This window comes from Halosimplex aquaticum, from assembly GCF_028747785.1.
In the GTDB taxonomy this organism is placed as follows: Archaea; Halobacteriota; Halobacteria; order Halobacteriales; family Haloarculaceae; genus Halosimplex; species Halosimplex aquaticum.
In genome coordinates this window covers 3,696,470-3,721,723 of record NZ_CP118158.1, presented here as the reverse complement: position 1 = coordinate 3,721,723, position 25,254 = coordinate 3,696,470, and the positions used below count along the sequence as shown (strand labels likewise).

Genomic DNA, 25,254 nt, shown 5'->3' with positions numbered 1-25,254 from the left:
TCACTGGACTAGAACTATACATTCCAGAGGTGAATGGCCTTGTTATGAAAATACTGTCATGGAATGTGCAGGGTGCCTTTCCACCAGCAGGATCACCCGACCGGATTACGAATCAGATTCGGTTCATTGTCGAGAACGCCAACAGTCCTGACCTCCTGTTGCTCAACGAGGTAACGACAGCGCGTCGGGAGCTATGGCATGAGAAGTTGGAGGACGCGGGATACAGTGAGATTGTTGATACCTTGGACTGGGACCGTACATTAGCCGATATCGACGTTCCCCCATTTCAGGACTTCACAGGAGTGAACGGGAATTTGATAGCGATCCAGGATGATAGCGAACTGGAGAACCTCTGCCGACAGACTCCGAGTATTCGAGAACCGCCTTTCGACGAAGCTACCCTGAAACACTGGGATACGAACCATCCCCAGAGAATTCTCAATGCCGAGGTTGATCTCGGGGACACAACGATTGACCTCTGGAATGTCCGAACTGTGCCCGGGAATATGTATGGCGAGGAGAAAATAAAGATTCTAGAGAATGTATATAACCGTATTCTCAAGAAGGAGGCCGGGCCTCGAATCCTCGCTGGAGACTTTAACGCTCCGAAGGCCGAAACTGAGGAAGGCGAGGTGATTCCGTGGCGCAACAAGAAACAAGACGAGTTGTCGAAACGATGGCAGAACGCAGAGCGAAATATTCTGACAGGGTTGGAGGAAGTCGGGATGGTGGATGTCTTCCGAATGATCCATGGCTACGGTGATTTGGACACGTTAGACGTTAGCCACCCAACTGGAGACAGCGATACGTTGACAGGGAAACGATTCGATCATCTGCTTGCATCCCGGAGCTTGAACGCCGAGGACTGTTTCTACGACGCGGATGGGCTCACCTGTAGCGATCATGCACCCATTATTGCCAAATTCTATCCTGACTTCTCTGGTTGAATCCATCGCCAAGCCGAGTAACCCCAATAAAACATAACGGCCTGGACTTTCGGCCTCAGCAATTTGTGTGTTCGTGATCGTCAGTCTCACCTACGTCACGCGGGTGAGAATGCACCCCAATTCGATAATTTTCGACGAGCCAGGACACGAACTGGTTGATCTTGGCCTCGTCCGTGGTTTTCTTCTGCCCTATCTTCCCATCGGGGTTCTGGTATCCTTTGATGACCGCATCTCGCAACTGATCATCTTCCGGGAGATGGACCTCGTTATTACCGAAGTACCAGAACTGACGACTGACGAGAACCGCCTGACGGCCGGGGGCATCCGGGGTATCAGCCTCGATCCGGGACGGCGGGTGATTGGGATTATTGAGTTGTACAAATGGCGACGAATCTCGATAATGAATCCGTTCACCATCCGGCATGGTAGAGAGATATACGTCTGAGTCCTCAATCTGTTTACCGTCTATCGGTTTCCCTGTGTAGTAGATGTTATCTCCTTGAGGGTCGTACAGACCACCATCCTTCGGCTTCTTATACTCGAATTCGTCTCGTTCGAAGTACTCGTCATAGGACAGTACCTCCTCTACCCGCATCGCGTAGAGTAGTCGTTCTTCGTCGTCGCCCTTCGAAAGCGATCCAGTTCCAATAACCCAGTCACCTACGTTAGCGTTCATCCGGATTTTGGGCTTACAAGTCGCCAACGTACAGTACCCGTGGCTGACGTTCGGTGCGAACCCAGAATCATGGGTTAAGACGTAGGAGTAGAGACTGGTGTTGGATCCAATCAGTCCTGTCATTTCATTGTCCAACCATTCTCGGAACAGCCCTTCGTCACCTGGCTCCAGCCAGCGGCCAGAAGCACGCGTGAGGTCTTTTTCTCTGCTGTAGCCCGTAATCTGGGCCACAGAGTCCAACATATGGTACTGCTGATTGGTCCCGCTGACGTAGGCGTCAGTCAACGGACGTGCTTTTTCGAGTGACCGGCTCTGGTTGGGCTTCCCCTCAACGATAACAGGATATGCATTCTGATTGGGATGTTTCGATCCCGGCGTCAACTTCGTCCTCTTTACGTGTGCGTTGTCCGAGAGTTGATCGAACAATTCCGCGCGTTCGGTTGGCGTCTTGTCGTTTAGTTCGTGAACCGTATCGACCGTGAAGTAACCGATAACGTACAGTCTTGGATGGCCCTCGGAATCCTTCGGCTTAAGGCCAGCGTAGAAGATGAGTAAGTCGTCTTCAGTGAGTTCAGCTAATTGGGAGCGTTTCCGAGTTGGGTCTCCATATGTGTACGTCTTGAACTCCGGGTCAAGGTGGAGAGGACTCGCTTCGTTATTGGATCCGACGTACTCAGCGTATGGCCGCCCGTCCCGCGTCGTTACCTCATCAAACGTCTGCTGCTGCGTCGTTTCATAGCTTTCAGGGATAGGTATGTACTCAAACATCCCATCTTCGTAGATCGGACCTAAGCCACCACCCGAGCCATGATCCAGTCCAACTCTCAAAAGGAGCGCTTGCATACTTATTCGTCTTTAGACAGACTGCTCATAATAATTCGCATGGACAACCCATCTCCCACTAATAGAGAGGATACTTGCAAAGGGGATTGTAGCACCACGCAGGCGTTATTATGACGCCGCGAAAATCACGATATATGAATATTGACTCAGCAGTTGAACGATTGCGAGCGGCGGAGAGAGATATGAAGGAAGATCCACCGGAATCTATTGAACACAAAGACTCTGTTCTCGACGAATACCGGCCACTCTTCCAGTCTGAGGAGGTCGGGAGTATCACCGAACAGGAGTTCAAAGAGTTCCTCTTATACGAGAACAATCGTCACTGGACCGGGCTCCATCGGAAGCGCTCCATGATGACAGAAGACATGGAACAACTCAGAGATGGATTACAGACTCTCATAGATGAGGAGCAAGATCTTTCGTCGCGTGTCCAGGCCACCAAGGAGAAAGTCGATGGCATGGGGAAAGCGACGATCTCCGCGCTTCTCGTGACTGCCTATCCCGAGAAATATGGTGTCTGGAACAACCGCTCGGAAGAGGCCCTCAAACAGTTAGATATCTGGCCCGATTTCGAGTACGGGAGTGATTTCGGTCAGCGATATGAGCGAGTGAACGAAGTCCTACTGGATCTCAGCAATGAATTAGACCTCGATCTCTGGGATCTCGACGCACTCCTCGGATATCTCGTAGAAATTGAGGAGGACCCTCAAGAAATGCTTGAGGATACGGAATCTAGTGGAGAATTCGTCAAAGAGCAGCACCTCCAACAGTATCTCGTCAACCACTGGGATCAAATAGAACTCTCCGAGGAGTGGGAAATCTATAGCGATGCGGACGATCCGGAAGCCGGGGTCGAGTTCTCAACCGGTATCGGCCGACCGGATATACTACTCGTGCATACGGCGAAAGAACGTGTCTGTGTCCTCGAATTGAAGAAAGGCAGTACCAGTGATCGAGCGGTGGGCCAACTTCTGCGTTATGTTGGCTGGGTTGATGAGCACCTCGAAGATCTGGAAGGCGTGAGCGCTAACGCCGACGTTGAGGGGCGGCTCGTCGTGAGTGAACCATCGGAGAAGCTCGAATATGCGATTTCCGCGGTTCCAGAGTTAACGATGTACGAATACGAGATGGAAGTCATACTGAACCAATCGACCTCGTGAACCATTGCAATATTAAGGATCAGAATGTGACTGCGTGGCTTGTTGCTGAGTTGCTCCGGGATCGTACCCTGCGTCTTGGAGGTGGGTGAGAGCGTCGTTGATGGTTTCGAGCGTGTTGTGGAGGTTTTCTGTTGTACGGCCGCTGCTGAGGAAGTCGTTGCTATCAGTGTTTTCGACGAGGAGGTTTGCGTGTGCGACGTCGTTGCGGAGTTCGGTAACTTTGTGGAGCCGGGACTCGGCAGCGCCTATAGTGGAGAAGCCGCAGGTTTGCCAGCAGGCTTCGACGCTGGTGACGATGGTTTCGAGGGTCGAGAATTGCGCGTAGTGGATCTCATCGAGAGCGACGTTGGCGGCTTGCGCATCTTCATATCGGTCTTCGATATCGTCGAGTTCGTCCGGCGTGACGGGCGTGTTCTTCCATTCAGGCTTTTTGTCTATGATGAGTTCGCGGAGTTGTTCTTCGAGGAGAGTGATGCGATCGAAGAGGTAGATGCGCGCGGGAGCAGTGTTGAGATCGGCGCGAGTGAGGATTCCAGTGACGTGGTTGTGGCCGCCAAGGAAGTAGACGGGGTGTTCGATGAGAGCGTCGAGGACGGCAGGGAAGTCGGCGTCGCCACTGATCATGTAGTCGATGGTCAGTGGGGTGAGATGGTCATCGAGGGTATTGCCATCGTCGTCGGTAGTAGCGTCGTCTTTATGCAGGAACCCGATCGGGCCGCCGTCATCGAAGACGGGGGCGGCGTCGTAGCCGTTTTCCTCAAGCCACACGGCGGCATCGCTTGGTGGTGTGTCATGGTCGAGGGATTCGACCGAGTGCGTAGCGAGTTCGGTTGCTGTGCAGTCGTACAGATCTCGGGGCATATCGACTGATGGGGCGGCTAGGGTAGTCAAACTGAGGGGGCAGAATTTGCTGAAGTATAGGAGTACGGCAAGCCACTCACCACAAAGTTAATTCTTAGTGAGCATATATCTATACTTGATTATGCTCAAAGGGCATTTCACGTCGGCGGGGGCGAGCATCGACTACGGGGACGCTACCGGATTGTTCCCCGTCGATGAACTCGATTCAACCGTGCTTCAGCATCGGGATGCCCAACTCGCTCTTGACGACGTTGATGGCGCAGATGTCATCATTATCGCCCCGACGAGCCTCGCTACCAGTTACCTCCTCACCCAGCACGCACTCACCACAATCCCCGTCGATAGTCTCCCGGCGGCGACCCAGGGGCAACTCGGCGAGAAGATTGAGGAACCTCTCGATACTTTCGACCTCATTCAGGTCGGGAAGTGGAATACTGACAGTCCAAACCACTCACTTGCCGAATTCACAAACGCCTGACCACCAGCATAGACGCCGGATCAGCTGACTATCAGCGAGACACACCTACCATGACCACCACTCTTGAAGAAAAATACCCGGAGGGCGCTCAGTACATCCTCAAGCTGTTGCTGAGCACGGCGAAGCGTGGGTGTTGGAGAATTACTACGAGAAGCTCTACCCACTCGGTGTTGTGATGGCGATGCCGGAAAAAGACGAGTTGCCATTCTACGATGAGGACGAACACGAAACGATGACAGAAGACGAGCGGATGGAGATGTATCAAGCTTGGGCGGAGTATCGAGAAAATCTCCGTACGGGAACGAAGCCCGACGAGTGACTCCCCTCAGATTTTCTCAGATATCGTCGTTGGGGTACAATGGATCTTCTCATAAGTGGAGTCAAATTCATATAAATCAAACCGTGGACCGGTTCGGATTCACTCGCAATCTTGCGATTATCCTGATTTAGGGCACTGGCAGAATCACACTGCTATGCTCGGAAACGAAAAGCCACTAGCAGGTGGCACTACTCAAGTGGGATTTGCCGCCTAGTTGTATTCATTAAGCGGTTTAATACCTATTCAGAGGTTACTGGATATGTTGATGAGTGACTTGACTGCGCTAAATAGCTGCAACACGTGATAAGAGACTGCGAGAATCGTAACGACCTCAATAGCGGCAATTGTAATATCAGACAAGACGAGTGCGCGCGGAGACCATGCGAGTAGGAACAACATCGGGAAAATAACCCCAACAAAAAAGAAAGTGACAACCCGATCTAAAAGAATTCTATACTCCTTATGATCCATAACTAATTCTGAGTTCTGAGCTGTCATCGACGCTCTGACGGTTTCTTGGCGGAATTTCTTCATAAGGTCACCCCAAGATTTCATAGTATTTGTTTGAATATCTGGTTTTCCAGGATATGTTCGGCTGAGAACATTGGGGAATACATTCTTATTTCTAACTTCATCAGGAGTCAGCGTCCCGATTGAAGTATCACTCAGAAATGCCTGTGCTGGCCCGTTTTGATTCAGCGTCTTGGAGAGATATTTTGAAGTTTCATTCAGCAGCCGGAGGTGTTCCTTCTTCTTATTATTTGGCTGCGGCAAAATGAGATTATTCAATAGCTTCTGGCTCCGTTTTAGATTTGCATACACTTTCACTGCTTCTGGCTGAGAGAACTGATTAGCGACTTGCTCTATATCATCTTGGGACACATCAATCTCAAAAGCTTGGTCTATACCGCCTCCAGCAGATGGGAAACTGGTAACACCCGTTAGCTGGTCCTCCATCTTACCCAAGATTGGGTTATAGTTTTCCTCAATTTCTTCAAGTCGATCCAAGAGCCTATTATAATTTTCTTGGTGTTTGTTTTTCCTAGAGCTGTACTGTGCCGCTATAAATGCAATCAGAAACCCAATAGATGCTGCGCTGGCTTGTGCTATCGTTGAAAAGAACCATTCAGGAGATACTGCTGCCATGAAACCAAAGAACAATCACTAACAGATATCCTTCCCGGAGTTGGTATGGACGATGTTGGGAGAATAAGGCTGAAGAGTGGACTAGACGCCATATCCAGTGCACTCAATCTGCTTAAGTACTGACTCGATAGGAACTACCGACTATGAGTGAATCATATATCATGACATCACGTTGCTTTGACCTCACCCCCTGCTCAATGTCTCGCCCGCTACCGCTAACAACGATCGCAATCCTCGCTTATAAACGGTGTCAAAATACCTTATAAACCGAAACTGGGGTCAATTCGGATTCGGTTGCAGTCTTGCGATTTTTCCGATTCTGAGTGCTAGCAGAATCACATCACGGATGCTCCGTGGTGAAGATCTACTAGTACCAACAGTCACCTGAGCCTCTCAACCAAGTTTCAGTACTTCACGAAAACCCGTCGTCTAACTGAGTGTGGCGGCTGATATTCCCGAATCTGATTGTTGCGAACGTGTTGATCAGGCAGGCTTTGCTGACCAATCGAGAGTCGTCGTTGTCGGCGGCGATTAGCCGCCGACGCGACGGTGTTACCACTACGAGATGAGCTCACTCACTCGATGATTACCGCTCGAACCGGTCGTCAGGTGGGCGGTTTGCGGGGACGGCCCGACGCACCGCGAGGGCCGTCCACGCTGCCCGCCGAACCATATTGATGAACTCCTTGAACGACCACTGCCAGAGACGACGCCCGCCTCGGCGAGGCGTCGCCACATACGCCCAGTGCAGATACCGATACACGTTCTGTAACAGGAGACTGACCACGACATACAGGAGCCGTACCACTGGATTCTGGGTTGAGGTCGTCGCAATACTCTGCTCGGAGAGCCGGTAGCTGGCCTCGATACCGAAGCGCTTCGAATAGTGGTATCGCGCCTTACGTGGGCTGTCGATAAACGGCGCGTCAGCGGCGTAGCCATGCCGCGCCACACCGTGCTCGTCATACCGACCCTGTTGGTAGGTACAATCGATATAGACAGGAAACTCGACGCTCCAGCTGTGACCGTCAAGTGTTCCCGTGAGATCGTGGTCAATGACGCGACTCCACCCCGTCGAGAGTTCCTGTTTGATCGTCTGTCCCCAGCGGACGACCGGCATCACGTAGGCGTGGTTGTGCGCCTGCAGCAGCGTGAGACACTTACTATCATAGAATTCCCGATCAAGATAGACAGCTGTGACACGGAAATCACAGCCGTCAAGGAATCCCAGAAACTCGGCGAGGACGCGACTGGGGGTGTCGCCATCAACGACTCGGCGCACCGCCAGCGTATAGCGTTTCTGTCGGACACGCGCGTAGAGGGTGGCATACGTGTGGAAAGCAGTGGTTCCACGCTTCGCTTCCGAATGATAGAGGCCGTCCGTGTCGGCTTCATCACCGTAGTAGGGTCGCAGGTGGAGGTCAACGACGACCTCCACCGCCTCAGGCAGCGTTTCGAGAACATCGTTCTGAAGCAGCGTGTTGCCGATTCCTTCGACCGATTCAAGATCGAACTTCTCCCGAAGATGGTACAGCACGGTGTTCTCATGAGGTGACTCCTCGCTGGTCTTGCACACCGAGGAGACAGAGGTCCCGTCGGCACACGCGCCGACGAGGACCTCAAAGATGGTGTCCGCGTCTATATCGGCGTTGCCACCGAACTCAAGGGTGAATTCCTCGGTGAGTACGTTAACGAGAAAGTTAAGAACCTGGTCTTCGGATATCTCGCTGGCTGCTTGTCTAGTCTTGAACACACTACGTCCAAGCAGCCATCCTTCCTAGTAAATTACTATTCAAGCAACAAGACCATCACGTGGCTAGGTTTCTTTGTCTAGTACCTTTGTGAAGTACTGAGTTTGTCTTCAACAGATGCTGGGCTTGTGATGTTCGGCAGGGGGAGGACGTAAAATCATACAGTGCCTCACATCATACCGCCTCAAACAGTATTTTCGTAGCATTTAGAAACTGAAGAGATAGATTCCAGTCCGTAGGACAGTGTTTCCTCACAGTATCTCAGACTCTAGTCCGATTTTTTGATGTGCAATCAGCACATGCATATTGAATATGCATAAAGCACAAGTAAGGCGGCGGTGATGGGATAGTGTGGAGTCCGAGACGCGGCTGAAGAAGCCTGAGAAGGAGATAATCGCCGAATTACAAGAAGGCGATCGCACGAAGGGATTCCTTGTCGAGGCTACAGGGAGACATCGAAACACGATCTACAGAGGTCTAGAGAGGCTCGAAGCCGCGGGAATAGTCGAATGCCTCCATCGTCCCACGCATCTGTATTCAATAAAAAACGTCCCGGAGGATAGCCAATGACCCCAAAACTCACCGACAAAGACAAAGACGAGAGCACCAACGGTACCGACTTTCAGGAACGCTCGTTTGATGGCGAACCAAAGACCGATTCTGACTCAAAAACAGTCCTAATTGCAGGAGAAAGAAACGACAGGGTCGAGATCACCAATATCGTCTCTCAGATTGACTCAGAGACAACTATTCCCTCGGAGCTTTCGATACTCCGTCGGAGCCAACGGTACTACGGTCCCGAGTTGTTATTACATAGTAAGATCGATGGGGCTGATCGCAACTTCCTTCTAACAGCACCTGGCCCGACGGATCAGCTTCAACTCTGGGCTGCACAACAGACCGATGGGTCCAGACGCCAGGGGTGGACGGCTATTGCAGAGGTACATGCAGTTCTCGCAGCGGAACAACCTCCGTACGAAGTGTGTGACCAATGTGGAGAAGAAATTCGAACTATCGAGCACGAACGTATGTCCGTTCTCGGACGTTGTCAACGTGGAGGGGTTGCGGATTAGTGGCCTGTGACGCTCGGTCCTCGAGCTGAGTCGTACATTTCCTCCATCGATTGGAGGTGTTGACTGAGTAGTTCTGACGCGGTCTTACTTTCGATGAAATCACGGGCTTCGCCGTTTTGGACTGCCGCACGGAACGCGCGCAGTCCGTAATTGAGGCTCTCGGCATTTGCCAAGTGGCGGAGTTCTCGACGCTTCGACTCCCCGACGCTGTCGAGTCGAGCGGGAGGAATCGTCGAAGCCTGTGGCCACTCGTCTTGGAGGTTGTCCAGTGACACATTTCGAAAGCCGAGAGTACTCGGATCGAATGCTTTGACGTTCGTCATCTGGTAATCTCCCTGTGGGAATGCCCGTGAAACATGGGTTTCCCCAAGTATGTCGAAGCCAGAACCAACGAGAGCGATTCCTTCGGAGGGGTGAACGCTGGCATTCCGTCGAGGGAAATACCTTCGATAATTCAGGGCGTATAGGACACGACTGCTTAGTTCACCGCGGACAGCTAAATCCGCGATAAACTCTTGGAGCCAGTCATAGACACGGTCGGTCGTCGGTTTGAGCCCACGGAAGTCAACTGCGAGGAATTCAGCACCAATGTCCTCGTACAGGGTGAGAATCTGGCGTTGATGGCCCGCAGCGAGAGGGGGAAGAACACCCATAATAGGCTTCTCAATATCGACACGAGTCAGTGATTCTTTGAAGTGTTCAACGCTGGCCCGAAATGCTCGGAATGGTGAACGATCCATCCCGTTTCGCCCGTCATCAATAACGGGCATCAGGGGTTCCGCGAGTTCAGGCTGGCAGGGTGAGGTAATGATGTCCGCATACTGGTCTTGGAGTTCGACCAGGGTATCCATGTCGTGTTGCCCGATCTCGTGCCCGTCAGTGTATTCGAAAATAACGACTTGGACTTCGTCCTCCAGCGTATGCGTTAGCTTATCCTCAAGCGTATCGAGTGCTTGAGGTTGGTTCCCGGATCGATAGGCTTCGAGGTCAGCAGGTCCCAGTTCAACGCACACCTGTGCGATCTTCCGAACATCCTGGTCAACCGTATCCCCAGAGGTGAGTTTTTCAACAGGTACGGCTTTGACAGGAGTGTCAATTTCGTACGGCCCCCACTCCAGTCCGCCAGTCGAAAAGAGGCCACCATCAGTCGAAATGTTAGTATCTATCTTGACCATCTTTCAAGCACCTCGAATCCAAATCGCCCGTCGAGGTTCGGGCTTCTTCTTGCGGATACGCCCCTCTTCAGCGAGGGTCTCAAGATAGTTGTAGACTGACCGACGAGGGGCTTCAAGTTCATCTGCTAATTCTCCAGTTGTATAGGGTTCTAGTGGTTCCATTTCCTCCAAAACGGCATTTGGGGAAAGTCCATGTTTGGACTCAAACCGACCATTATCGTTCCGCTGTTCTCCCGGCATGATAGCATTTACCGCAGCAGAGAATATAAACCTTGCCTTGGAAGGCTTGGCAGTTTTGTCGTACTAATGCCTCTACCCCCAATCCCGCCTTTGACTAGTGAAATATCCTGGTCAAATTGTCTCCCCCTCGTCCGGCTTGGCGAGTAAGATATCTCCTGTAATACCGTCTCGTTCACTCCGAGGTCAACTGGGGCTGCGATCAAGTCCGTTATTACGAGCTGAAGATCAAACTTCCCACAGTCAGTCCAGTGTCACGGTGAGTGTGAATCTCCTCAGTGCTGCTGACGGGCGATCTGCGAAACGGTGTATCAACAGATGGGTAAACGGTACGAATTGCTCAGTAAAAGGGGGTTCCACCCGCTCACTAAATGAATGGAATTCGCCTGATACCGCCCGATTCACGGTTGATATGGGGTGTATTCATACTGGTTCGATCTTCTCGACCTAACCCTTATCCCTGAGCCATCGATACACGGGCGCTGATGATTGCAGTAAGATTCGGCACCCACGCTACACATCCTGTAGACTGCAACAGAGGTGTACAAGATGGCGTTTGACCCAGCGGATCCGGTCAGCCGGGAAACGAAAAATGTGCTGGAGAACGACCTCTGGGTCGTCATCGCAGCCGATTGGCAGCTGTTCTACGAGTGGATGCAGCAGGAGGGGAAAAACCCGGAGGCTGGGAACGGTCTGTCGGACAGCGTCGCTGCGAACTACGTGTGGCGGCTGGACCAGATTCATCGTGCGCTCTGGCAGAAGTTAGAACTTGAATCCTCTCTCGTCACCCCTGCCCAGGCATCCGCGTTCGTCGATCTATTGGAGAACGACGAGTTTCGAACGCAGAGCGGCGAGCCGTACGGCGGGAACAGCAAACGGAAGTTCGTAAACACGCTTCAGAAGTACGCCGTTTGGAAGGCACGGGAGTTCGACGCTGACGAATGGGCGGAATGGGAGCCGCAGGAGACGTTCGGCCAGTCCTCGTACGACAGCTCGGACATTTTCGACCTTGAGGAGTTCGGCCGCTTAACGGAGGCGGCGAAACGTCTCAACGAGCTCCCAGACTACGAGGAGGCCACACCTGAGCAGCGAGACGAGATCAATGCTCGCTTAGCACAGCGATTCCACAAGCCGAAATCACGGGTTAGTCCCGAAGACTGGGATCACGAAGAGAACGGCGCCAAGATCCCGTCGCTCGTGATGACGGCCCAGGACCTGGCCCTCCCGCCGATCGAAATTCATCGGGCCACCGTCGATTGGCTCGACCTCGAACGAGGCGTTCTGGATATCCCTGAGGAGAAAGCGTCCAAGCAGCGCGAATCGACCGAGCTCTCGTTGTCGCCGCCGACGCAGGAACAGTTGGCGACGTGGCTGGACGAGCGCGAACAGTACGAGAAGTACGACGACACTGACGCCCTCTGGTTGAACGAGCGTGGGAATCGGTACACCTCGAAAACACTGAACGCCCTCCTGGAAAAGCTGTGCGACGAGGCTGGGATCGATAGGGACGGCCGCAATATTACGTGGTACAGCGTCCGGCGGACGGCAGGGACGTACCTCAAGGAGTACGACAGCCTCGAAATGGCGGGTGACGTCCTCCGGCACGAAGACCTCGACACGACGGACGAACACTACTCCGAGATCGTCCGCGAGGTGCAGCGAACGTCAGTGAGTGGCGTTCGAGAACTCGGAGCGGCACGCGCCAGCGGCGAACTCAGTGAGAGTGAGGTTGGCCAGATCCTGAGTGGGAACGTGAGCGTGCTATTGGAGTTGGTTAGAGAGTTGAACGGCGACACAGGGTCGATCGCGGAGTGAAGGCGCTGGAAAGCAGGCTACTCCATTCGGTTCAGCGCGTTTCGCCGGTCTTCGACGGGCGTCTGGTCGTACTTCATCGTCGTCTCGGGGCTCTTGTGACGGAGTTGCGCCTGAGCCGCGGCGAGGTCCTCTTCGCGGGTCATGTACGTGCCGGTCGAGTGACGGATGGAGTACCAGGTCATGCTTCGGTCGCCGGTGTCGATGCCCGCGATCTCACAGAGCTTGTTCACGAGGTACTTGAGCGAGTGCGAGGTGTGTTCGTTGCCGCGTTGGGTCAGCCAGAGCTTGTCCGTGTCCTCGTAGCGGTCACAGACGTCGCGGTGGTCGAGCCACCGGTCGAGGACGTCCGCAGTCCGGTCCTGAAGCCCGACGATCCAGTTGTCGGTGTTCTTCGAGGACTCCTCTTTCGGGATCCGGAGAACGGCGTTGTCGATATCGACCCAGTTCGTGGTTGCGCGTTGCACCTCGATAGGGCGGAGGCCGGCGTCGAGGCTCGCCCAGACGAGGCTCGGGATTTCCCAGCCGTTGGCCTGCTCCCAGTCTTCTCGAGTGATGTCCTCCTTGGGTTTCTCGAGGCGCTGGGCGAGGTACGCCAGCCACTTGTCGCGTTCGGCGCCACTTACGACCGTGTAGCCGGGGAGACTCCCGTACTCGAGCGCGGCCTCGCGGATGGCTGAACGCTCTTCGAGCGTCAGGTAGTCCCTGGGGTTGGTCGTGCCGCCGTTCGTGGAGAACTGTAACTCGGGATCCCACGGGTCCGTTCCGTGCTCGTGGTGGCGCCACTTGAACAGCATCATCACCGCCTTCCGGGAGTTGGACTTGTGCGCGTTAGACTTGTCCTGCTTGGCGAGGTGGCGCATGTACGCGTCGGCGTGGTCGTGGGTGGGCGTGCCGGTGTACCCGTTTTCTTGATCCCAGACCCACCGGTAGAACTGGTCCATGCGGTGGGAGCGACACTTGACGGTCGTGAACGCGTAGCCCTCGGCTTTGTCGGGGTTCTTCCCGAAGTGGAGGAGCCACTCGAGGCAGTCTTCGCGCTGGTTGCGATAGTCAACGCGCTGTCGTTTGTTGAGGTACTCGGCGGACGGTTCAGTGACGACCGAGATGTCGTCGAGGTCGCTCATCGGTCGTCCTCCACACCCCGTTGCTTGCCGCTGGGGGCAATGAAGTTCGTGAATTCGCCCGAAGGCGTCGGAATCAGGTCGATGTTTCCGCTTGCCGAAATGGCAACGATAGTTCTCGTGAAATCGCCAGACGGCGCGGGGGCGATTCGCGGGTCGGAGACGTGCTTGCCGTTGGACATGGATTAATTTTCCACGTCACGAGTAGTGAAATCGCAGGAAGGGAGCGGGATGAAAGTGCTCCGTCAGGGATTCGAACCCTGGTCCTTGCCGTGAGAGGGCAAGATGATTGGCCGGACTACACCAACGGAGCGCACACGCCCTCTGTGTGTACTCAGTTCTTGCGAGGAGACGGGTTTAACGGTTGCGCTTTGGTTCGCTTTCGCCACTCCGTCTCACGGTTACTCGTCGTCGAACGGGGAGCCCGCCGCCTCGGGTTCGTTGCCGCTCAGGCTGATGATGTTCTCGCGGCCGACCCGCAGTTTGCTGATGTCGCCGTCGTCCTCCATCTCCGACAGCAGCATGCTCACCTTCGACTTCGACCAACCGGTCTCGTCGACGATCATCGCCTGTTTCATCCGCCCCTCGTTCGATTCGAGGATGTCCACGATGAGTTCCTGGTCGGTCTGCTGGGCGGGTTCGGCGCTCTCCTCGCCCGCGTCGGCACCGGTCCGTTCCGGAGTCTCCGGTTCCGGAGGACTGTCCGTCGTCTGTGATCCGTCTCCGACCGACCCGGTGGACCCAGACTCGCTCGATCGAGTTCCCGAGAGCACCGCTGGGACGTTGGAGTGCCAGATAGCGACGCCGCCGAGACCGAGGATCAAGAGGACGACCGCGGCCATGATCATCCCGCCGACGTCACCGGACGCCTGCGTTTCGAGGAGGGCGTGCAGTGGCTCCTCGGCGGTCGAGACAGACAGCCACGGGTCTATCTCCGTCGCGCGTTCGATCCCGACCCCGAGCGACTGCACACCCCCAACCGCGTCGGCGACCAGCCACTGCTGCATCTATCATAACATGCCGAGGTCGGTATAAAAACGCTGTGAATAGCCGCGTTTCGAACGACCTGATCGCCGGAGGTGAACGGGGCGGCTCAGACGATGCCGACGGTGGGAACCGCGGTCTGCTGGAACACGCCGGCGAGGTCGAGGGCGGCGATGAGCAGGGTCGTCGCGACGATGGACGCGGAGGGGGGATCGAAGTGGGTGTCGCCGTGCGCGTAGAACACCCGCTGGGCCAGTTCCCCGAACAGTCCCCCGGCGACCCCGAAGACGCCGCCGACCAGGACGGCGACAATCGGGTCCGCGTTGGGGAGGGCGAGCGCGGCGATGCCGGCCGGTAGCGCCATGTGGTGGGTGACCGGGAAGCGCTCGACGCCCGCGGCGAGGAACAGCATGCCCGTCGCGGCGATGCCGAACGCGAGGAAGTAGCTCCCGGTGGCGACGGCGATGAAGCCTCCGAAGACGCCGGCGACGAGGCCGAGGACCGTCACCGTCGCCCACTCGGACTGGTAGGGTAGCCAGGGTTCGACGACGTAACGGCCGACGAGCGACTGCGCCCCGCCGCCGTCTCCGTCGGTCGCCATCCGGCGGTCGCCGTCGTCGTACGGACTCATATCGAGGACGTCCGCCCCCAGTCGACCCACGAGCGGGTAGCCGAAGACGGCCCGGTGGAGCAGCGCCGAGACGACGACGCTGGCGGCGACCGGGTCCCACGGGAGCGAGAGCCGAAGCGACAGCTGCGCTATCCAGTACCCCAGGAGGCCGAAGGCGCCGCCGACCGCGAGCGCGGCGGGCCGCGGACCCAGCGGCGTGGACAGGTGTTTGGCCTCGTGGTAGGGAAACTCGGTGTCGAGGTGGCCCTTCCGACCCAGGTAGGCCGCGCCCGCCGCCGCGCCCGCGAAGGCCACGTGGGGGCCGAACGCGGGCCCGTACCCGACGAGTCCGGTCACGCCCGCGGTGCCGAGATCCGCCGAGTCGGAGACGAGCGGCGTCCCGCCCGCGCCGGTCGTGACCCGCGCGATCTCGCCGAGCGTCACCGTCAGGCCCGCGAGGCCGTAGGCGGCGTACCCGCCGACCGCCGCGCCGATGGCGCCGCCGGCGACGGCGACGAGCAGTAGTTCGACCGCGAGCAATCCGCCGTCAACTGCCATCGGCACCACCCCGCGACGTCGTCCGGTCGCGGCGGTCGGCGTAGTCGCTCCGACGTGTCATACGCGACGAGAGTCGGAGCCGGAAGTTAGTACTGACGGATAGACGCCGCTGACCGGCCGGCGGCAGAACGTCCGCGCCGAGTCGGTACTGGCGAAGCGATCGATACGGAAAAGCGAAGAACCGGAAAACCGCGTCGCCGACCGATTCAGTCCCGCATCGAGAGACCGAGCAGCGAGAGGAGCCCGGCGCCGACGAGGGCGCCCAGCGTCGCGGGTTTCGCCGCCGAGGGCGCGACGAGTGCCGTCTGGTTCGATCCGCCCGTCGCGGTGGCGGTGTTCGACTCGCCCGTCGGCGTCGCGCTGGGCGTCGCGGTCGAGCCCTCGCCGTCAGCGGACGTGTCGGTCCCGGACGGTGAGTCGGTGGCCGTCTCGTTGCCCGAGGCGTCGCCGATCGTCGCGTTGCCGCTCGTTACGTTGGCTTCCAGCCGGTTGGGTTCGGTAACGCCTGCGGGGCCCTTCTCCAGGGTCACCGTCGTGGCGGTCTCGTTCTCGCCGATGACCTGTCCCTCGGTGACGTTCGCCGAGCCGACGTAGCGGAACGAGTGAGTCTCGTTGGACTGGACGCCCGTCCGGAACTGGTAGGGTCCGGTCGCGCGGACGCTGGCGTTCGTGTAGCCTTCCTCCGTGCCCCACTCGTCGTAGCCCATCGTGGAGTAGGGGACGGTCATCGTGAACGTCCCGTCGTCGCCGGTCTTGGCCTTCTGGCGGTAGACGAACGTGGAGTTCGTCGATGGGACCTCCATCTGCACGGCCGCGGTGACGTTCGAGTTGGCGGGCGCTTCGCCCTCAATGGTCGCGCCGGGGACGCGCTCGAAGGCCTTCACCCAGTTAGGGGCGTTCGGCTGGAGCGCGTTCAGCACCTGCGGGTTGATCTGACCGGTTCGGGTCAGCAGCGGGGACTGCAGCCCGCCGCGGGCCTCCTTCATCACGCCGCGCAGGTACCGGCCCGAGCGGTCGGCGCGGGACTCGCTGCCCTGCACCATGCGGTAGTGTTCGAGCGCTGGTACGCGTTCCTCGGGGAACCGACCGATGCCGCCGATCTGCGACGTCGGGTCGTTCTGCACGTAGTTGCGGGCCTCCTTCATGGAGTCCATCCGGATCGTCCCGTTGCTCACGGGGACCTGGTTACCCTGGATGGTCTCGATGTTCCAGTCGAGAACCAGCGGCTGGGGTTCGACCGCACTGCCGTGGTAGTTGTACAGGCGGACGACCGTCGAGTTGTAGTAGGGCTGCTGGTGGCGCTGGAAGAAGCGGTACTGGAGCCCCCTCTGTTGGCCGGTCTCGTAGTAGAGCCGGTTGTAGTAGTTCGACCGGGAGATGTTCCCGTTGGAGTAGAAGTTGAAGGGCGCGAAGTACTTCCCACCGAGCTGGACCGTCTGTCCGCTCGCCTGCTGGTAGTACTGCGCGGTCTCGACCATCTTCCAGTCGACCGTGACGAAGCGGGTCTCGGCGTCGTCCTCGCTCACGTCGGCGATCACGTTGTTGGCCTGGGACTCGTTGCCCGACAGCAGGAAGTTCGCGGCCTGGTTGGCGCCCTGCTGGAACGGGTTGGCGGTGGGTATCTGCTTGCCCATCACCGTGATCCAGTGACCGTAGTCCCACCACGAGAGAGTACCGTAGTGCCCCTCGGGGTAGTCGAAGTTCTCCGTCCGCTCGAAGGTCCCGTAGTAGGGCATGGCGTCCTCGTTGTTCGCGCCGCCGTAGGTCCCCTGATCGGGCGCGTTACCCTCCATCCAGCCGAGGGTCTGGTTCCAGGCCTGCGGCGCCTGACCGGGCCCGTTCGGCGCGGACGTCATCTGCATCGAGAGCGGGAGCGGGTAGACGAGCGGCGCGAACACGATGAGGACCACCGCGACGATGGTCAACACCTGGTAGGTCTCGATGTCGGTGTCCGGCGTCGAGAGGCCGGAGAAGTTCGCCAGCTGTCCGATGACGAGGCCGGTCATCGACGCGACGGCGATCGCGAAGTAGTAGTCGAAGCGGCGCTGGGTCAGCGTGGCGAACAGCATGAACACGGTCCAGACGGCGACGAGCGTCAGCTCGGCGCGCGGGCGGTCGAGGAACTGCCGGCCGGCGACGTAGACGACGCCGAGCAGCGCGATGAGGACCGTGAATCGGTAGCGGGGGAACAGCGCGCCGAACGGCATCGACTGCGCCTCGCCGATGGTCTGTGCGTTGTCGGAGACCGAGAGGCCGACGACGCGGGTGGTCTGGGTGACGAAGAAGCTCCAGATGTCCGGCAGGAGCACCGCCGTCGCGCCGGCGAGCAGGAGGAGGATCCCGGCGACCGCGGCGGGGTACTGCGCGGTCGGCAGGTCGCGGGTCTCCCACTCGCGGGCCAGCCAGGCGAGGAACGCACAGCCCGCGGCGACGCCGAAGGCGAGCATCGGCTGGACCAGACTGTAGCTCGTCGCGCCGATCCCGGCCTGCTCGACGACCGCGAGTCCCAGGATACCCGTCGTCGATAGCGTGATCACGCCGGCGATGGCGACGTGTTCGGGGCTCTCGCCGTGGGCGTACTCCGAGGTGAGTTCGATGAGGAAGTAGACGCCGAGGATACCGACGAGGAACACGCCGGGCGCCCAGGTCCACAGGTAGACGCCGATGGCGGCGCCGGCCACGATCGACCAGCCCACGGTGCGACGCAGGGCGTCGACGTCTCGCGCCTGGAACAGCTCCCAGACGGGCTTGTCCTTCTCGGCGACGGAGACGGCGACCATCGTCGCGAGGACCGCGGCGGTCATGAACAGCGCCTCGGCGACGTGGTGGTCGTAGAACCCAACCGTGCCGCGCTGTGCGAACGTGCTCCCGGCGAACGCGAGCGTCGCGACGGCGACGACGCCGGCGAACTTGCCGGCCAGGCGCTTGCCCAGGTAGTAGGTCGGGATGGCGACCGCCGTGCCGAAGACCGCGGGCGCGAACAGGGCGACCAGCCTGACCGTGTGGTCGCTCGGGTTCCCCAGGCCGACCACCAGTGCGGCGGTGGCGACCAGCTGGTCCATCACGGTCCCGAACTGGCTGGAGTGGGTCCCCTGGGGGAAGTACGTCCAGGGGTCGAACGGGCTCGTCTTTGGCCAGTGCTCGACGGTGTACTGGACCATCCGGTAGTGATACCACGCGTCGTTCCCGGAGAAGAACACGGTGCCGTCTATCAGGAATTGTTTCCAATCGCGGACGCGACTCCACAGCATGAACCCGAGGAGGGCGACGATCACCGGAATGTGGTAGTACCGTCCCACCGCATCGGCGACGTCTCCGGGTTCTTCGATGTCTTCTATTCGGCCACGCCACTGACTCATTGACGGAACCAATCCCATCGCGCGCATAAGCCTTGTCATCTCCCGGCAAATCCGACCCCCGGGAGACGACGGATCCGTCTGCAGTCCGGCGATCGGCGATCGGATCATGTTCCGCGGCCGCTCGGCCTGCGATAGGCCGTACCCGCCCGCGAACGAGACGTCGTGGGCCCTCATCCGGAGCCCGCAGACGGCCGACGTGCTGGACCAGCGGACGGCCGGCGTGCGGGACAGACGGAAAACCTATCCCGGGTGCCCGTTCATGGGGGGACATGCGCGTCTCCGTCGTCCTCTGCGAGCACACGCTCGACCGGTACGACGCGGTCACCGAGGCCGCCCGGAGCGTCCTCGACCAGACCCACGAGGACGTCGAACTCGTCTTCGTCAGCGACGGGAACCCGGAGGTCCTCGACCGGTTCGAGGCCGACTTCGGCGACCGGGAGAACGTCGTCACTCACTGCAACGACGAGAACCGCGGCCTGCTCGTCAGCCGGAACAACGGCGCCGAGGTCGCCAGCGGCGACGTGGTCGCGTTCATCGACGACGACGCCGTGGCCCACCCCGAGTGGATCGAGCGACTCGTCGCCGCCTACGACGAGTACGACGCCATCGCCGCCGGCGGCCGGATGGACCCCATCTGGGTCGACGGCGAACCCCGCTTTCTCCCCGAAGAACACTGGTATCTCATCGGCGCGACGTACAGGGGGTTCGGCGAGGGCCGAGACGTTCCCGCCGAGGTCCGCAACACGAACGGCTCGAACATCTCCTTCCGTCGGGACGTGTTCCTCGATCTGGGCGGCTTCGACGACGAGATCGGCGGCCGCAAGGGGGACAAGAACCTCCAGGGCGGCGAGACGGAGCTGTGCGCCCGGATGCAGGCCAAGTACGGCCGCGGCGTCCGGTACGTCCCCGACGCAGAAGTCGGCCACAAGGTGTTCGCCTACCGCACGGAGCCGAAGTGGCTGCTCGACCGGGCGTTCTGGCAGGGCTACTCCAAGCGCGGCATGCAGCAGTTCGTCCCGGGCTCGGCCGAGGAGGAGGGCGACTTCCTCGGGAAGATCCTCGGCGAGTTCGTTCCGCAGCGGCTCGGCGACCTCGTCCGCGACCCCGACGCCACGGCGGCCAAACAGCTCGTCTGGCTCGTCCTGTTGACCGGCGTCGTCGGCCTGGGCTACCTCTACGGCATCGTCAAGTGGGGCTGAGTCGTTCGGTACGAACCTCGACTCGCGGCGCGACAGCCGTGTCGAGGAGGTCCCGGCAGGGTTAAGCGGCCTCCGGAGCCACGGAGCCCTAATGGCGGACCTGCCCGACGTGTGCGTCGTCACCCATCCGCTGGCGGCCGCAGGCGAGAACGCGACACGGAGCCTCCTCGACGTCCTCTCGGCGATCACCGGCGTCGCGCTCGTCACGGCGGACCTCCCCGCCGACTCCGAGATCCGCGACCGCCACGAACTCGTCGAGCTCACCCGGAAGAGCGCGGGCGACTCCGTTCCCGTGGCGGCCGCCCGATTCGTCCTGAACCAGCTTCGGATGTGCCGCGTCGTCGCCGGCAGGGACGAGCAGGTCGTCCTCTTCTACGGGGCCACCTCTTACCTGCTCCCGATCCTGTTCGCCCGGGCGATCGGGAAGACCGTCCTCGTCGAACCGCGCGGCGACGTACCGCTCACGCTCCGCATCGCCTGGGAGGAGTCGCTGCCGAGCCCGGTCGCGCGGGCGCTCGCCGGGCTCGTCCGCGGGCTCGAACGCGCGGGCTTCGCGGCCGCACACGGCGTCGTCACGTACACGCCGGCGATGGCGAGCCAGCTCGACCTCGACCCGGAAGCCAGCGACGTGTACCCGACCGGGGCGCGGTACGTCCGGACCGACGACTTCGACGTGCGGACGCCGCTCGAAGACCGCGAGCGCCGCGTCGGCTTCCTCGGGCGACTCGACGAGGAGAAGAACGTCCGCGAACTCGCCGCGGTCGCCCACGACCTCCCCGACGACGTGACGTTCACCTTCATCGGCGACGGCGGCCTGCGCGAGTGGCTGGAGACGGAACTCGCGGCGGAGATCGAAGACGGTCAGGTGGAGATGCGCGGGTGGGTCGACCACGACGACGTGCCCGCGGAACTCGACCGCCTCCGACTCGTGATCCTCCCGTCGGAGCCCACCGAGGGGCTCCCGACCTCGATCCTCGAAGCGCTGGCCTGCGGGACGCCGGTGTACGCCACGCCGGTGTCGGGCGTCCCCGACGTCGTCCGCGACGGCGAGACCGGGTTCCTGATGGACAGCACCGACCCCGACGACATCCGCCGTGAGCTACTGGCAATTCTCGACCGCGAGGACCTGCCCGCGATCAGCGAGAACGGGCGGACGCTGATCGAGGACGAGTACAGTTTCGAAGCGGCCACGCGCCGCTACCGAGACATCCTGGCGACGGTGACGCGGCGCCGATAGGCGCTCTCAGACCCGCTGGTCCGCCCGGAGCAGCGGCGCCGTCGCGTCTTCGACGGCCCGGCTCGCCGACGTGACCGTGTCCACGCCGGGACTGTAGTAGTGGACCGGGTCGCGCTCCGGGTAGTCGAACCCGTGAGCTTCGAACAGTTCGTTGCGATCGATCTCGGCCGCGGCGTCGCAGAGCGGCCACGGCGGGTGTCGAGCGCGCGTGTACCGGAGTCGGCCCCGCTGGTCCTGCGTGTACAGCAGGTGACGTTCGGTCAGGAAGCGGGCGAGCGAGCCGCGCTCGGCGCGAAACCGCTCGCCCGTCGGCCGGTACGACGCGGCGAACCGACACGGCCGAGACCCCGGGTGGCGGCGCGTGCTCGCGAAGTACACCTCGTCCGAGGGGCCGCCGGTGGCCGCCCCGCTGGACGAGCGGGCGCCGCTCGCTGCCGACGACTCGCCGGGGCCGGCTTCGTCGACGCCGCGTTCGGCCCGGTTCTGGCGTTCGCGGCGCCAGCGCTCCCAGTTCCGCGAGCGCGAGACGTCCATCCGCGCGTAGTGGTAGGGGAGGTGGTGCGTGACGCGGGCGCCGAGGACGCTCAGGACGCCCTGGGCGTCCAGCGTGAAGAAGTAGATCCCGGGGTCGTCGCCCGCTCGGACGTACGTCCGGAGGTTGAGTTCCGGGAGCCGGATCCCGAGCGCCGACGGGGCGCCGCGCGGCCGGACGTTCACGTTGACGAACGGGACCACCGAGAGCCACGCGTCTCCCTCGTACGTGTCCAGATCGAGATCGTCCGGGACGTGCGGGTCGAGGACGGCGGGATCGACCGGCCAGTTGGCGAACAGGAGGTCGCGCCACCCCATCGCGATCGGAACGCTGAACCCGGACGTGAGACTCATCGGCCGTCTCTACGGCGCCCACTCGTAGGATAGTTTCGGCATAGAGCGGGCGATCGGGACGCCAGCGGTGTCGTCACTCCATGTAGCCGAGTTCGGCGAGCCGGTCGGCGACCTCGTCGGAGGGGCCCCCGGCGCTGGCGTCCTCGTGGTCGATGGGGTCCTGCGTTCCCACGTCGGGGTCCTCGACGAAGACGTCGAGCACTTCGCCGTCCATGTCGGTCGGCACGTCGACGCCGTGGGAGGCCAGGATCGTCGGCGCGATGTCGCGGATGTCGATCTCCGGGATCTCGCCGCGGTTCTGGAAGTCGGGGCCGTTCGCGACGAAGATGCCCGTCGGCGTGTTCTCGGCGGCCCAGCGGTCGGGTTTCGTCTGGACCGCGTCGCCGCCCATGCCGTCGTTGACGTGGACGCCCGGGCGCTGGTCGACCACGACGTCCGGGCCGATGTCGACGTACGGGCCGTCGTAGACCTCCTCGGCGCGGTAGACGTCGGTGAAGAGGAGTTCGCCGTCGTCGTCGGTGACCTGCTTCAGGTCGGCGATGAGCTGCTCGCGGACCGACTCCACGTCGAAGCGCGGGTTGACGTAGATCGGTCCCTGGCCGCTGGCGAGCGCCTTCGTCTCCTGGGGGACGATCAGTTCCATCTTCCGCTCGCGCTTGGCGCCGGCGCTCTGCGGGACGAGCGCCTGGACGCTCTCGGGGACGGTCTTCGCGAGGAAGTCGACCAGTCCGAACCGCTTGGCGACGGCGAGGGCGTTCTCGCGGGTGAGCCCCACCTTCTGGAAGTAGTCCTCGACGCCGCTGGCGCGAGTGAGGTAGCCGTTCTCGGCGAGCCACTCGTTGACGTAGAACTCGGTGGTCGTGGCGGCGGCGCCGTGGTCGGACATGACGACCAGGTTCGTGTCCTCCAGATCGGCGAGTTCGCCGAGCCACTCGTCGACGAGTTGCCAGCCGCGTTTCGTCGGCTCGTCGTCCCAGAAGAAGTGATGGAGGACGTTCAGGTAGAACAGGGTGACGTGCGTGAACTCGAGGTCCTCTTCGAGGAAGAGGTCCTTCGCGACCTGGAGGCGCAGTTCGAACAGCCGCAGGATCTCGTCGACCTCGGCGCCGCGCTCGTCGTTCGAGGACAGCAGCGGGTCGGGGTGGACTTGGTAGTCGTAGCGCTCGGCGAGTTCGGACTCGAACTCCGGAGGGTATGTGTAGCCAGTGTCGAGCGAGCGGTACTCGCCCTCGACGGCGTCGGGACCCCCCGAAACGACGTACCCGTCGATCTCCCGGGGCGGGTACATCGAGGGCATGTTCACGACGCCGGCGCGCTGGCCGTCGGCGTTCAGGTAGTCCCACAGTTCGGCGGTCTTGTAGTCGCTGCCGCTCATGATGTCGATGCGCTCGTCGGCCAGGTCGATGCGCTCCCACCAGAAGACGCTGTGTTTGCCGGGGTTCTTCCCCGACGCGTAGCACTTCCAGTTGGGGTAAGTGACCGGCGGGAGACAGCTCCGGCTGGTCGCGTAGGTGCCGGTATCGCGGAGGGCGGCCAGGTTGGGGAGGAGCCCGTCGTCGATCCAGGGCTCGGTCAGGAGCCAGCTGGCGCCGTCGAGTCCGACAACGAAGGTCCGCGTCATTGTCCAAAACCCCGCGAGGGCGCCGGAAATACGTTTCGCTCGTCCGAACGGTAGGCGCCGGTTACGGGGCCCGTCAGCGCCGGTTCCGCGACGGGCGACCGCGGTCGTTCCGCGACCGGGGGTCGGCCGCTACGGGTTCAACCCTCGTCGCCGCGGCGCGCGAGCACGTCGGCCATATCGAGGTTCGCGGCGGGAAGCCACCCCAGCAGCGCGGGGAGGTAGACGCCGAACGACCGGTCGACGAGGATCACGACCGGTGCGAGTTCCGGGGCGACCCCGAGACTCACGAAGACGGCCGTCGCCGAGGCCTCCGCGACGCCGACGCCGCCGGGCGTCAGCGGCAGGACGGTCACGCTGTAGGCCGTGACGAGGACGACCGGGAGGAGCACCGCGGGCGAGAACGACCCGCCCAGCGCGGTGAGCACCAGCCACACCCGGAGCGCGGGAAAGACCATCAGCGTCCCCGCCCAGCCCAGCGCATAGGGGATCACGACCGACGGCCGGGTCGACAACGTGCGGAAGACGCCCGCCGAGTCCGCGGTGAACGAGGGGAGCGCCCCGGCGACGCCGGCGAGACGGTCGCCGACGCGCGGGACGCGACCGAGAACTCCCGCCAGCCGGCTCGCCAGCCGCCCGGCGACGTCCATGCGTCGGCCCGCGAGCAGGACCAGCGCGCCCGCGGCGAGGTAGATGCCCGTCGACAGCAGGATGACGAGGAGCCAGCCGCTGCCGAGCCGAGTGGCGAAGACCGCGAGCCCGGCCAGCGCCGTCACCCCGTAGAGAGCGGCGTAGAGGCCCGTGTTGAGGCCGGCGATACTGACCGCCTCGGTCCAGTCGGCGTCGGTGTAGTACCGGAGGACCAGCGGCGCGACCGAGTGGCCCGACGCCTTCGACGGGACGACGTGATTGACGAACTTGATGACGAGATCGACCCGGGCCGTCGTCCCGAGGCTCGTCCGCTCGCGGCCGTTCAGCAGCGCGTACCACATCGTGAAGCGCGACCCGAACTCCAGGGCCGTGACGGCCAGGACGCCGACGACGACGAGCGGATCCAGCGTGAGGAGTTCCGCGGCCGCGGCGTCCCAGTCGACCTGGCGCGCCACGTACCAGAAGGCGCCCACCGCGACGGCCCACTGGACGACGGTGATCGCGGTCTTGCGCCAGTTTCGGCCGCCGTCTCCGTCGCCGCCCGCGCTCAC

Annotated in this window: 20 protein-coding genes, 1 tRNA gene and 2 pseudogenes; 8 read left to right on the top strand and 15 right to left on the bottom strand. The window is 60.6% G+C overall.

Annotated features, from left to right (window positions below):
• Window positions 1-44: 44 nt before the first annotated feature.
• Window positions 45-947: an endonuclease/exonuclease/phosphatase family protein gene (locus PSC72_RS18475; protein ID WP_274322897.1), complete on the top strand. Its 903-nt coding sequence runs from the start codon at window positions 45-47 to the stop codon at window positions 945-947.
• A 55-nt stretch (window positions 948-1,002) separates the two neighbouring features.
• Here PSC72_RS18475 and PSC72_RS18470 read toward each other — a convergent pair whose 3' ends face one another.
• Window positions 1,003-2,466, bottom strand: coding sequence for an Nmad2 family putative nucleotide modification protein (locus PSC72_RS18470; protein ID WP_274322896.1), 1,464 nt, complete (start codon window positions 2,464-2,466; stop codon window positions 1,003-1,005).
• 182 nt (window positions 2,467-2,648) lie between these two features.
• On the opposite strand from PSC72_RS18470, the gene PSC72_RS18465 reads away from it, so the two are divergent.
• Window positions 2,649-3,626 (top strand): PDDEXK family nuclease, encoded by a 978-nt coding sequence (locus tag PSC72_RS18465; protein WP_274322895.1) that lies wholly within the window; start codon window positions 2,649-2,651, stop codon window positions 3,624-3,626.
• Between the two features lie 12 nt (window positions 3,627-3,638).
• Here PSC72_RS18465 and PSC72_RS18460 read toward each other — a convergent pair whose 3' ends face one another.
• Window positions 3,639-4,487 carry a CBS domain-containing protein gene (locus tag PSC72_RS18460; protein WP_274322894.1) on the bottom strand — a complete coding sequence of 283 codons (849 nt, stop codon included), beginning with the start codon at window positions 4,485-4,487 and terminating at the stop codon, window positions 3,639-3,641.
• Between the two features lie 121 nt (window positions 4,488-4,608).
• Here PSC72_RS18460 and PSC72_RS18455 point away from each other — a divergent pair, with 121 nt between their 5' ends.
• Together PSC72_RS18455 and PSC72_RS18450 are read left to right on the top strand one after the other, a co-directional pair.
• The gene (locus PSC72_RS18455; RefSeq protein WP_274322893.1) at window positions 4,609-4,965 is read left to right on the top strand and encodes a hypothetical protein; all 357 of its coding nucleotides are present in this window, start codon (window positions 4,609-4,611) and stop codon (window positions 4,963-4,965) included.
• A gap of 50 nt (window positions 4,966-5,015) precedes the next feature.
• Window positions 5,016-5,284, top strand: a pseudogene (locus tag PSC72_RS18450) (hypothetical protein).
• A gap of 243 nt (window positions 5,285-5,527) precedes the next feature.
• Here PSC72_RS18450 and PSC72_RS18445 read toward each other — a convergent pair.
• A complete protein-coding gene (locus tag PSC72_RS18445) occupies window positions 5,528-6,430 on the bottom strand; it encodes a hypothetical protein (RefSeq protein WP_274322891.1) in 903 nt (300 codons plus the stop codon).
• 586 nt (window positions 6,431-7,016) lie between these two features.
• Window positions 7,017-8,183 (bottom strand): ISH3 family transposase, encoded by a 1,167-nt coding sequence (locus PSC72_RS18440; RefSeq protein ID WP_274322890.1) that lies wholly within the window; start codon window positions 8,181-8,183, stop codon window positions 7,017-7,019.
• A gap of 349 nt (window positions 8,184-8,532) precedes the next feature.
• Here PSC72_RS18440 and PSC72_RS18435 point away from each other — a divergent pair, with 349 nt between their 5' ends.
• Window positions 8,533-8,751, top strand: coding sequence for a helix-turn-helix domain-containing protein (locus PSC72_RS18435; protein WP_274322889.1), 219 nt, complete (start codon window positions 8,533-8,535; stop codon window positions 8,749-8,751).
• Window positions 8,752-9,250: 499 nt separating this feature from the next.
• On the opposite strand, the gene PSC72_RS18430 is transcribed toward PSC72_RS18435, so the two are convergent.
• Window positions 9,251-10,429 carry a hypothetical protein gene (locus PSC72_RS18430; RefSeq protein WP_274322888.1) on the bottom strand — a complete coding sequence of 393 codons (1,179 nt, stop codon included), beginning with the start codon at window positions 10,427-10,429 and terminating at the stop codon, window positions 9,251-9,253.
• 3 nt (window positions 10,430-10,432) lie between these two features.
• A complete protein-coding gene (locus tag PSC72_RS18425; RefSeq protein WP_274322887.1) occupies window positions 10,433-10,669 on the bottom strand; it encodes a hypothetical protein in 237 nt (78 codons plus the stop codon).
• A gap of 546 nt (window positions 10,670-11,215) precedes the next feature.
• On the opposite strand from PSC72_RS18425, the gene PSC72_RS18420 reads away from it, so the two are divergent.
• Window positions 11,216-12,481 (top strand): tyrosine-type recombinase/integrase, encoded by a 1,266-nt coding sequence (locus PSC72_RS18420; RefSeq protein ID WP_274322886.1) that lies wholly within the window; start codon window positions 11,216-11,218, stop codon window positions 12,479-12,481.
• 17 nt (window positions 12,482-12,498) lie between these two features.
• Here the strand turns inward: PSC72_RS18420 and PSC72_RS18415 are convergent, their stop codons facing one another.
• From PSC72_RS18415 to PSC72_RS18390, 6 genes and pseudogenes are all read right to left on the bottom strand, one after another.
• Window positions 12,499-13,605 carry a tyrosine-type recombinase/integrase gene (locus tag PSC72_RS18415; protein ID WP_274322885.1) on the bottom strand — a complete coding sequence of 369 codons (1,107 nt, stop codon included), beginning with the start codon at window positions 13,603-13,605 and terminating at the stop codon, window positions 12,499-12,501.
• On the bottom strand, window positions 13,602-13,784 hold the full coding sequence (locus PSC72_RS18410; protein ID WP_274322884.1) for a hypothetical protein: 183 nt from the start codon (window positions 13,782-13,784) through the stop codon (window positions 13,602-13,604). The genes PSC72_RS18415 and PSC72_RS18410 overlap by 4 nt, the downstream gene beginning before the upstream one ends.
• A gap of 56 nt (window positions 13,785-13,840) precedes the next feature.
• Window positions 13,841-13,915, bottom strand: a tRNA-Glu gene (locus PSC72_RS18405).
• A gap of 88 nt (window positions 13,916-14,003) precedes the next feature.
• A pseudogene (locus PSC72_RS25640) lies at window positions 14,004-14,201 on the bottom strand (helix-turn-helix transcriptional regulator); the annotation flags it as partial.
• Window positions 14,202-14,695: 494 nt separating this feature from the next.
• A complete protein-coding gene (locus PSC72_RS18395; protein WP_274322882.1) occupies window positions 14,696-15,754 on the bottom strand; it encodes a hypothetical protein in 1,059 nt (352 codons plus the stop codon).
• 206 nt (window positions 15,755-15,960) lie between these two features.
• Window positions 15,961-19,113: an oligosaccharyl transferase, archaeosortase A system-associated gene (locus PSC72_RS18390; protein ID WP_274322881.1), complete on the bottom strand. Its 3,153-nt coding sequence runs from the start codon at window positions 19,111-19,113 to the stop codon at window positions 15,961-15,963.
• Window positions 19,114-19,382: 269 nt separating this feature from the next.
• Here PSC72_RS18390 and aglG point away from each other — a divergent pair, with 269 nt between their 5' ends.
• Both aglG and PSC72_RS18380 read left to right on the top strand, forming a co-directional pair.
• Window positions 19,383-20,312 (top strand): glucosyl-dolichyl phosphate glucuronosyltransferase, encoded by a 930-nt coding sequence (gene aglG / locus PSC72_RS18385; RefSeq protein WP_274322880.1) that lies wholly within the window; start codon window positions 19,383-19,385, stop codon window positions 20,310-20,312.
• Between the two features lie 91 nt (window positions 20,313-20,403).
• Window positions 20,404-21,549, top strand: coding sequence for a glycosyltransferase family 4 protein (locus tag PSC72_RS18380; RefSeq protein WP_274322879.1), 1,146 nt, complete (start codon window positions 20,404-20,406; stop codon window positions 21,547-21,549).
• Window positions 21,550-21,555: 6 nt separating this feature from the next.
• Here the strand turns inward: PSC72_RS18380 and PSC72_RS18375 are convergent, their stop codons facing one another.
• From PSC72_RS18375 to PSC72_RS18365, 3 genes are all read right to left on the bottom strand, one after another.
• Window positions 21,556-22,434 (bottom strand): YqjF family protein, encoded by an 879-nt coding sequence (locus tag PSC72_RS18375; RefSeq protein WP_274322878.1) that lies wholly within the window; start codon window positions 22,432-22,434, stop codon window positions 21,556-21,558.
• 73 nt (window positions 22,435-22,507) lie between these two features.
• On the bottom strand, window positions 22,508-24,055 hold the full coding sequence (locus PSC72_RS18370; RefSeq protein ID WP_274322877.1) for an alkaline phosphatase family protein: 1,548 nt from the start codon (window positions 24,053-24,055) through the stop codon (window positions 22,508-22,510).
• 137 nt (window positions 24,056-24,192) lie between these two features.
• Complete coding sequence (locus tag PSC72_RS18365; protein WP_274322876.1) at window positions 24,193-25,254, bottom strand: lysylphosphatidylglycerol synthase transmembrane domain-containing protein; 1,062 nt, start codon at window positions 25,252-25,254, stop codon at window positions 24,193-24,195.